Annotated in this window: 6 protein-coding genes; 2 read left to right on the forward strand and 4 right to left on the reverse strand. The window is 54.3% G+C overall.

The features are described 5' to 3' along the window. Positions 1–4: 4 nt before the first annotated feature. Positions 5–811 (forward strand): DUF2950 family protein, encoded by an 807-nt coding sequence (locus KW828_RS17160; RefSeq protein WP_218337526.1) that lies wholly within the window; start codon positions 5–7, stop codon positions 809–811. A gap of 109 nt (positions 812–920) precedes the next feature. On the opposite strand, the gene lpdA is transcribed toward KW828_RS17160, so the two are convergent. The 4 genes from lpdA to pdhR form a co-directional block, all read right to left on the reverse strand. Beyond that, positions 921–2,345 carry a dihydrolipoyl dehydrogenase gene (lpdA, locus tag KW828_RS17165; RefSeq protein ID WP_218337532.1) on the reverse strand — a complete coding sequence of 475 codons (1,425 nt, stop codon included), beginning with the start codon at positions 2,343–2,345 and terminating at the stop codon, positions 921–923. Positions 2,346–2,543: 198 nt separating this feature from the next. Next, a complete protein-coding gene (gene aceF / locus KW828_RS17170) occupies positions 2,544–4,445 on the reverse strand; it encodes a pyruvate dehydrogenase complex dihydrolipoyllysine-residue acetyltransferase (protein ID WP_218337527.1) in 1,902 nt (633 codons plus the stop codon). Between the two features lie 14 nt (positions 4,446–4,459). Continuing rightward, positions 4,460–7,123, reverse strand: a complete 2,664-nt coding sequence (gene aceE, locus KW828_RS17175) for a pyruvate dehydrogenase (acetyl-transferring), homodimeric type (RefSeq protein ID WP_218337528.1) — start codon at positions 7,121–7,123, stop codon at positions 4,460–4,462. A 121-nt stretch (positions 7,124–7,244) separates the two neighbouring features. Next, positions 7,245–8,009, reverse strand: coding sequence for a pyruvate dehydrogenase complex transcriptional repressor PdhR (gene pdhR / locus KW828_RS17180; protein WP_218337529.1), 765 nt, complete (start codon positions 8,007–8,009; stop codon positions 7,245–7,247). Positions 8,010–8,561: 552 nt separating this feature from the next. Here pdhR and aroP point away from each other — a divergent pair. After that, positions 8,562–9,935 carry an aromatic amino acid transporter AroP gene (aroP, locus tag KW828_RS17185; RefSeq protein WP_088220828.1) on the forward strand — a complete coding sequence of 458 codons (1,374 nt, stop codon included), beginning with the start codon at positions 8,562–8,564 and terminating at the stop codon, positions 9,933–9,935. Positions 9,936–10,089 lie beyond the last annotated feature (154 nt).

Genomic DNA, 10,089 nt, shown 5'->3' on the forward strand with positions numbered 1-10,089 from the left:
GATCATGAAATTTCAGAAGATTATTGCAGGGCTATTACTGCTACTGCCGATAGCAGGTCAGGCGCAGCAGGTATTCAGCACGCCAGAGCAGGCCGCCAGCACCTTAGTCAGCGCGATTAAGGATCAGAATGAGAGCGTAATGGCCCAGTTGCTGGGGGATGACTGGCGTCAGCTTCTGCCGCCGGACGGCGCCGATCCGCAAGCGGTGGCGCGGTTTCTCCGCGACTGGGAGGTCAGCCATCAGATTGACGAGCAAAACGGCGTGGCGCACCTGAGCGTCGGCCTCAGCCAGTGGCAGCTTCCCCTACCGATGGTGAAAACGACCGCAGGCTGGCAATTTGATACGACGCGCGCCGTGGATGAGATCCTGACCCGCACGATCGGACGCAACGAGCTGTCAGCTATGATTGCGCTGCAGGCCTATGCGGATGCGCAGCATGATTACTTCACCCTCAACCATCATTACGCGCAGAAGATCATCAGCAGCGAGGGCAAAAAAGATGGCCTGTACTGGCCAGTATCACCGGGCGAAGCCCCGAGTCCACTCGGTCCGGCGTTCAGCCCCACCGTTCCTGGCGAAGGGTATCACGGCTATCGTTTTCGGCTGTTAACCAGCAAAACACAAAGTAGCGATACTCCCGCGGCCCTGCTGGCCTGGCCGCTGGAATACGGCAAAACCGGCGTCGCAACCTTTGTGATGGATGGCGAGGATCGGATGTATCAGCAGGATTTCGGCGCGCAGACAGCACAGCAGATAGAAGGCATTACGCAGTTTACGCCGGACGAGAAGTGGCAGCCGGTGCAGCCCTGAGGGTAAAACGCAGGCATAAAAAAAGCGGCTTTTCAGCCGCATTTTTGTCACCCGTTTGTTTGTAGGCCGGGTAGGCATAGCCGCCACCCGGCATTACAGACTCAGATGCTTATTTCTTTTTCGCTTTCGGGTTCGGCAGGTCGGTAATGCTACCTTCGAACACTTCAGCAGCCAGGCCCACGGACTCATGCAGAGTCGGGTGCGCATGGATAGTCAGCGCCAGATCTTCCGCGTCACAGCCCATTTCGATAGCCAGACCGATTTCACCCAACAGCTCGCCGCCGTTAGTACCGACAATGGCACCACCAATCACACGGTGAGTTTCTTTGTCGAAAATCAGTTTGGTCATACCGTCTGCGCAGTCGGAGGCGATAGCACGGCCAGAAGCAGCCCACGGGAAGGTGGCCGTCTCAAAGCTGATGCCTTTTTCTTTCGCTTCTTTCTCGGTCAGACCCACCCAGGCAACTTCCGGCTCGGTGTACGCGATTGATGGAATGACTTTCGGATCGAAGTAGTGCTTCATGCCGGCGATAACTTCAGCGGCAACGTGACCTTCGTGAACACCTTTGTGCGCCAGCATCGGCTGACCGACGATGTCGCCGATAGCGAAGATGTGCGGCACATTGGTACGCAGCTGTTTGTCGACACGGATAAAGCCACGGTCGTCCACTTCAACGCCAGCAGCGCCTGCATCGAGGTTTTTACCGTTCGGCACACGGCCAATCGCCACCAGCACGGCGTCGTAACGCTGCGCTTCAGCAGGGGCTTTTTTGCCTTCCATGGAAACGTAGATACCGTCTTCTTTTGCTTCAACGGCGGTAACTTTGGTTTCCAGCATCAGGTTGAATTTCTTGCTGATGCGTTTGGTGAAGACTTTAACGATGTCTTTGTCAGCCGCCGGGATCACCTGGTCGAACATTTCAACCACGTCGATCTCTGAACCCAGCGCATGGTATACGGTCGCCATTTCCAGACCGATGATACCGCCACCCATAACCAGCAGGCGCTTAGGTACTTCTTTCAGCTCCAGGGCGTCGGTGGAATCCCACACGCGCGGATCTTCATGCGGAATGAACGGCAGTTCGATCGGACGGGAACCCGCCGCGATGATAGCGTTGTCGAAGTTAATCACGGTTTTGCCGTTTTCGCCGTCAACTTCCAGGGTGTTAGCCCCGGTAAATTTACCCAGACCGTTAACCACTTTCACTTTACGGCCTTTCGCCATACCGGCCAGACCGCCAGTCAGTTGGGTGATAACTTTTTCTTTCCAGGTACGAATCTTGTCAATATCGGTTTTCGGTTCGCCGAAGACGATACCGTGCTCGGCCAGCGCTTTGGCTTCTTCGATAACTTTAGCAACGTGCAACAGCGCTTTAGAAGGGATACAGCCGACGTTCAGACAAACACCGCCGAGGGTGTTGTAACGTTCAACAATGACGGTTTCCAGACCTAAATCAGCGCAACGGAAGGCAGCAGAGTAACCTGCCGGGCCTGCCCCAAGTACCACGACCTGAGTTTTGATTTCAGTACTCATCATGACCTCTTATTGATTTCCGGCAGTCCAGGGGACGTATCGCCCTTCATCGCCGGGACGTTCTATCCGCCCGCATAGTACAAAATTGTTAACAATTTTGAAACAACAAACGGCAAACGATTTGTCCTTTGTCCTAATAACCTCAACAACATAATGAGATTACCAGAAAAAAGCCGACCGTCAGGCCGGCTTTCTTATTTACATCACCAGACGGCGAATGTCAGACAGCATGTTATTGATGATGGTGATGAAACGCGCACCATCAGCACCGTCGATCACGCGGTGGTCGAAGGACAGAGAGATCGGCATCATCAGACGCGGCACGAACTCTTTACCATTCCAGACCGGCTCCATCGCGGATTTGGACACACCGAGGATAGCCACTTCCGGCGCGTTAACGATTGGCGCGAAGTGCGTGGTACCCAGGCCACCAATACTGGAGATGGTGAAGCAACCGCCCTGCATTTCGCCCGCCGTCAGCTTACCGTCACGTGCTTTTTTGGAGATCACGGTCAGTTCGCGGGACAGCTCGGTGATGCTCTTCTTGTTCACGTCTTTGAACACCGGAACCACCAGGCCATTCGGGGTATCAACAGCCACACCGATGTTGATGTATTTCTTCAGCGTCAGACGCTGTGCATCTTCAGACAGGGAGCTGTTGAAGCGAGGCATCTGCTCAAGGGCCGCCGCAACGGCTTTCATGATGAAGACAACCGGGGTGAATTTCACATCCAGTTTGCGCTTCTCAGCTTCAGCGTTCTGCTGCTTACGGAACGCTTCCAGGTCAGTGATGTCGGTTTTGTCGAAGTGCGTAACGTGCGGGATCATCACCCAGTTACGGCTCAGGTTAGCACCCGAGATTTTCTGGATACGGCCCAGTTCAACTTCTTCCACTTCACCGAACTTGCTGAAGTCCACTTTCGGCCATGGCAGCATGCCAGGCAGACCGCCACCGGTGGCAGCAGCAGGTGCCGCTTCAGCGCGTTTCACGGCGTCTTTCACGTAAGCCTGAACGTCTTCGCGCAGGATACGGCCTTTACGACCTGTGCCCTTCACTTTCGCGAGGTTCACGCCGAATTCGCGCGCCAGGCGGCGGATCAGCGGTGTTGCGTGGACGTAAGCGTCGTTTTCAGCAAACTCAGATTTGCCGTCGGCTTTCGCCGGTGCAGTGGCTGCCGGAGCTTTCGCCGCCGGTGCTGGTGCTGCTTCCTGTTTGGCCGCCGCCGGAGCCGCAGCAGGGGCTGCGCCTTCCACTTCGAAGACCATGATCAGGGAGCCGGTAGACACTTTGTCGCCGGTGCTGATTTTGATCTCTTTCACGGTGCCCGCGAACGGTGCCGGGACTTCCATGGACGCTTTGTCGCCTTCCACGGTGATCAGTGACTGCTCAGCGGCAACTTTGTCGCCTACTTTCACCATCACTTCGGTCACTTCAACTTCGTCACCGCCGATGTCCGGAACGTTTACGTCTTTCGCGCCCGCCGCTGCTGCCGGAGCAGAAGCCGCTTCTTCTTTAACCTGCGGTTTCGCGTCGCTGGCCGCTGGTGCGCCGCCTTCAACGTCGAAGACCATAATCAGGGAGCCGGTGGACACTTTGTCGCCGGTGCTGATTTTGATTTCTTTCACGGTACCCGCGAACGGTGCCGGGACTTCCATAGAGGCTTTGTCGCCTTCTACGGTGATCAGCGACTGCTCAGCAGCCACTTTGTCGCCGACTTTAACCATGATCTCGGTGACTTCAACTTCGTCGCCGCCAATATCCGGTACGTTTACGTCTTTAGCCGCGGCGGCTGCCGGCGCAGATGCTGCTGCCGGTGCTGCTTCTTTCTTCTCTTCTGCTTTCGCAGGTGCTGCATCAGCAGCACCGTCAGCGGAATCGAAAATCATGATCAGTTTGCCAGTCTCGGTTTTGTCGCCAACAGAGACTTTGATCTCTTTAACAACGCCAGCCTGAGGTGACGGGACTTCCATAGAAGCTTTGTCGCCTTCTACGGTGATCAGCGACTGTTCAGCGGAAACGGTGTCGCCCACTTTGACCAGGATCTCGGTGATTTCAACTTCATCAGCCCCGATGTCCGGTACATTGATTTCGATAGCCATTCTTCTTTTACCTCTTACGCCAGACGCGGGTTAACTTTATCTGCATCGATGTTGAATTTGGTAATTGCTTCTGCAACTACTTTCTTGTCGATGTCGCCACGTTTAGCCAGTTCGCCCAGTGCTGCAACAACCACATAAGAAGCATCAACTTCGAAGTGGTGACGCAGGTTTTCACGGCTGTCAGAGCGACCGAAGCCATCAGTACCCAGTACGCGGTAATCGCTTGCCGGGATGAAGTTACGGATCTGCTCAGCGAACAGTTTCATATAGTCAGTTGATGCCACTGCCGGTGCGTCGCTCAGAATCTGTGCAACGTACGGTACGCGCGGCTCGTCGGTCGGGTGCAGCATGTTCCAGCGTTCACAATCCTGGCCATCGCGCGCCAGTTCGGTGAAGGAGGTCACGCTGAACACGTCAGAACCGATACCGTAGTCTTTCGCCAGGATCTGTGCGGCTTCACGTACGTGACGCAGGATAGAACCGGAGCCCAGCAGCTGAACTTTACCTTTCGCGCCATCGATAGTTTCGAGTTTGTAGATACCTTTACGGATCCCTTCCTCGGCGCCTTCCGGCATCGCTGGCATGTGGTAGTTTTCGTTCAGCGTGGTGATGTAGTAGTACACGTTCTCTTGCGCTTCACCGTACATACGATGCAGACCGTCATGCATGATGACCGCAACTTCGTAGGCGTAAGCCGGATCGTAAGAGATACAGTTCGGGATGGTCAGCGACTGAATGTGGCTGTGACCATCTTCGTGCTGCAGACCTTCGCCGTTAAGCGTTGTACGACCAGAAGTACCACCAATCAGGAAGCCACGCGCTTGCTGATCGCCTGCTGCCCAGCACAGGTCGCCGATACGCTGGAAACCGAACATGGAATAGTAGATGTAGAACGGGATCATCGGCAGATCGTTGGTGCTGTAAGAGGTCGCAGCAGCCAGCCAGGAAGAACCTGCGCCCAGCTCGTTGATACCTTCCTGCAGGATCTGACCTTTCTCGTCTTCTTTGTAGTAAGCAACCTGCTCACGGTCCTGCGGGGTGTACTGCTGGCCGTTCGGGCTGTAAATACCAATCTGACGGAACAGACCTTCCATACCGAAAGTACGCGCTTCGTCAGCGATGATTGGCACCAGGCGATCTTTGATCGACTTGTTCTTCAGCATCACGTTCAGGGCACGCACAAAGGCGATAGTGGTGGAGATCTCTTTGTTCTGCTCTTCCAGCAGCTGGTTGAAGTCAGCCAGCGTCGGCAGCTCAAGCTTCTCAGAGAATTTCGGCTGACGAGACGGCAGGTAGCCGTTCAGCTTCTGACGCTGGGCGTGGAGGTAAGTGTGCTCTTCAGAACCTTCCGGGAAGGTAATGTAGGACAGCTTCTCAACCTGCTCATCGGTCACCGGCACATTGAAACGATCACGGATGTAACGTACACCGTCCATGTTCATTTTCTTCACCTGGTGGGCGATGTTTTTACCTTCAGCGGTGTCGCCCATGCCGTAACCTTTAATGGTATGGGCCAGGATAACTGTCGCTTTGCCTTTGGTTTCCTGCGCTTTCTTAAAGGCAGCGTAGACTTTCTTCGGATCATGACCACCACGGTTCAGTGCCCAGATCTCGTCGTCAGACCAGTCGGCAACCAGTGCGGCAGTTTCCGGGTATTTACCGAAGAAGTGCTCACGCACGTAGGCGCCGTTTTTGGATTTGAAGGTCTGATAATCGCCGTCAACAGTTTCCTGCATCAGCTGCATCAGTTTACCGCTGGTGTCTTTACGCAGCAGCTCATCCCAACGACCGCCCCACATCACCTTGATCACGTTCCAGCCAGCACCTTCGAAAATGCCTTCCAGTTCGTTGATGATTTTGCCGTTACCGGTGACCGGGCCATCCAGACGTTGCAGGTTACAGTTGATGACGAAGACCAGGTTATCCAGTTTTTCACGGGTCGCGATGGTGATCGCGCCTTTGGATTCCGGCTCATCCATCTCACCGTCGCCCAGGAAGGCGTAAACGGTTTGCTGGGAGGTATCTTTCAGGCCACGGTGTTCCAGATATTTCAGGAATTTAGCCTGGTAGATCGCACCAATCGGACCCAGACCCATAGAAACGGTCGGGAACTGCCAGAATTCCGGCATCAGTTTCGGGTGCGGGTAGGAAGACAGGCCATTGCCGTGTACTTCCTGGCGGAAGTTGTTCATCTGCTCTTCAGTCAGACGACCTTCCAGGAATGCGCGAGCGTAAACGCCCGGAGAGATGTGGCCCTGGAAGTACACCAGATCGCCACCGTCTTTCTCGCTGCGTGCGCGGAAGAAGTGGTTGAAGCAAACTTCATATACGGTCGCAGAAGACTGGAAAGATGCCATGTGGCCGCCCAGCTCGAGGTCTTTTTTAGACGCACGCAGCACGGTCATGATGGCGTTCCAGCGGATAGCAGAACGAATGCGACGTTCCAGCTCCAGATTACCCGGGTATTCCGGCTCATCTTCAACGGCAATAGTATTTACATAGTTGCGAGCGTTTGAACCAGCTGCCACGTTAACGCCGCCTTTGCGGGCCTGGGACAGTAACTGGTCAATCAGATACTGAGCGCGCTCAACACCTTCTTCACGGATGACCGATTCGATCGCCTGTTGCCAGTCGCGAGTTTCGATCGGATCCACGTCATTGAGTAAACGTTCTGACATGGGGTTTTCCTTATCTATCTAATTTTCGTTGATTAATCTGGAACCTGTCCCATTGATCTTTCGCCAGAAAGATCAATAAGACAGGTTCTGCGTTTAGTTGCCGCGCTCTAGAGTATGGCGCTTAATCCTTTCTTTGCTGTAGGCGGCGCATTGAGCGTTCACGACGGCTCTGCTCACGGCTGCGGTCCAGCAATATTTCCTCAATAAACGCCAGATGCCGGTGAGACGCTTCACGCGCCTGCTCCGGCTCCCTGGCGATAATCGCCTCAAAAATTCTGGAGCGATGGTTGCTTACCAGTGGGAGCATGTCCCGCCGGGAATACAGCAATTCAAAATTCTGGCGAACGTTCTGTGCCATCATCGGTTCCATACAACGCAGCAAATGCAGCAACACCACATTGTGCGCCGCCTCGGTGACGGCAATCTGATACATGACGACGGCATCGGCTTCGGCATCGAGATCCCCGGACTCCTGCGCGCGCTCGATCGCCTGATGCAGCTCGCGGATACGCTCGCGATCGTCATCGGTGCCACGCAACGCCGCGTAATAGGCGGCAATGCCTTCCAGCGCATGGCGCGTCTCGAGGAGGTCAAACTGGGATTCGGGGTGATCGGACAAAAGCTCTACCAGCGGATCGCTGAAGCTCTGCCACAGGTTACTCTGGACAAAGGTACCACCGCCCTGACGACGCAGTAGCAGGCCCTTGGCTTCAAGACGTTGGATCGCCTCGCGCAGCGAAGGACGAGAAACATCGAACTGTTTAGCCAGTTCGCGTTCCGGAGGAAGTTTTTCACCGGGGCGCAATGTCCCTTCAAGGATCAAAAACTCCAGTTGCTGCTCTATCACATCGGATAATTTAGGTTGGCGGATTTTACTGTAGGCCATTATTCCCTGTCCTAAGCCGTTTTCCCGGAGTGCCATTTAACCGGAGTCAATTGGTCTGACCAATTTCATGTTCTTGACGCTAAAGTAACAAAGTATTCACCTTCTGTCCATACAGGTTTTGATTGAAATCAGGGAACCACGCACATTTTAACAACATTACAGAAATAACGTTTCAGAAATGTAACTTCGCACAAATCAACCTGCTACTCATAAAGAGGCAGATTTAACTTATGTGAAACGCAAAGTGACTTAATTGAACCGATTCAGTCTGACAAAAAACGGCTAAATACCCATTTTTGGAGTGAAATTATGCATTTGAGGGGTTGGTGGATGTGAGGCGCTGCCATTTACAATTGGTTTCTTTTTATCCACTCGCTATCAGCCCTTAATAAAGCAGGTGCATTCGAATGCGCTTATCACTATTCTGATGCAGACGAAAGAGTGACAGCGATATTTAAGAAAGACCTTTCGTAAACATATAAATACAACAAATGGAATTTCATCCGTACACGCACACGACAGCGTACCAATAATAACCACACACGAGGTTTCATGATGGAAGGTCAACAGCAGGGTGAAATGCTGAAGCGCGGCCTCAAAAACCGCCACATTCAGCTTATTGCGCTGGGTGGAGCTATCGGGACTGGCCTGTTTCTGGGCAGCGCGTCAGTCATCCAGTCCGCCGGGCCGGGAATTATTCTCGGCTATGCGATTGCAGGTTTTATCGCTTTTCTGATCATGCGTCAGCTGGGTGAGATGGTTGTAGAAGAGCCGGTAGCCGGTTCGTTCAGCCATTTTGCCTACAAATACTGGGGCGGTTTCGCGGGCTTCGCGTCCGGCTGGAACTACTGGGTGCTGTACGTGCTGGTTGCCATGGCGGAGTTGACCGCCGTCGGTAAATACATTCAGTTCTGGTGGCCGGAGATCCCGACCTGGGCGTCTGCCGCCGTGTTCTTCGTGGTGATCAACGCCATTAACCTGACCAACGTGAAAGTGTTTGGTGAGATGGAGTTCTGGTTCGCCATTATCAAAGTGATCGCGGTGGTGGCGATGATCCTCTTCGGCGGCTGGCTGCTGTTCAGCGACAGCGCCGGTCCGCAGGCCACCGTGCGTAACCTGTGGGAACAGGGCGGCTTCCTGCCCAATGGCTTTACCGGACTGGTAATGATGATGGCGATCATTATGTTCTCGTTCGGTGGACTGGAGCTGGTGGGCATCACCGCTGCCGAAGCCGATAATCCGCAGGTCAGCATCCCGAAAGCCACTAATCAGGTGATCTACCGCATCCTGATTTTCTATGTGGGCTCGCTGGCGGTGCTGCTGTCGCTGCTGCCGTGGACGCGCGTTACCGCTGACACCAGCCCGTTCGTGCTGATCTTCCATGAGCTGGGCGACACCTTCGTAGCGAATGCGCTGAACATCGTGGTGCTGACCGCCGCGCTGTCGGTATACAACAGCTGCGTGTACTGCAACAGCCGTATGCTGTTCGGCCTGGCGCAGCAGGGCAACGCGCCGAAAGCGCTGGCGAAAGTGGACAAGCGTGGCGTACCTATTGCCACCATTCTCGTCTCCGCGCTCTTTACCGCGCTGTGCGTGCTGATTAACTACCTGGCACCGGGCGAAGCCTTTGGTTTACTGATGGCGCTGGTGGTTTCGGCACTGGTGATTAACTGGGCGATGATCAGCCTCGCGCACATGAAATTCCGCCGGGCGAAAGATTTGCAGGGCGTGAAAACGCGCTTCCCTGCCCTGTTCTATCCGCTGGGTAACTGGATCTGCCTGATCTTTATGGCTGCCGTGCTGGTCATCATGGCGATGACCCCGGGCATGGCGATCTCCGTCTGGCTGATCCCGGTGTGGATGGTCATCCTCGGCATTGGTTACTTCATTAAGCAGAAGAACCTGAAAACCGCCAAAGCGCATTAATCCTCCTGTTTATCCCCCCTCTCCCGCCGGGCTGAGGGATCCCCAGTAATCTGGTCATTTATTCAGGACCAGATTACTGTACTCTTTTCCCAGCACTTTCAGCGCATTAACTATACTCATCCGTCTTACCTTTCCCGGTTCGTGCCTGAGTATC

Source organism: Enterobacter sp. ENT03 (genome assembly GCF_019218745.1).
Classification (GTDB): domain Bacteria; phylum Pseudomonadota; class Gammaproteobacteria; order Enterobacterales; family Enterobacteriaceae; genus Enterobacter_D.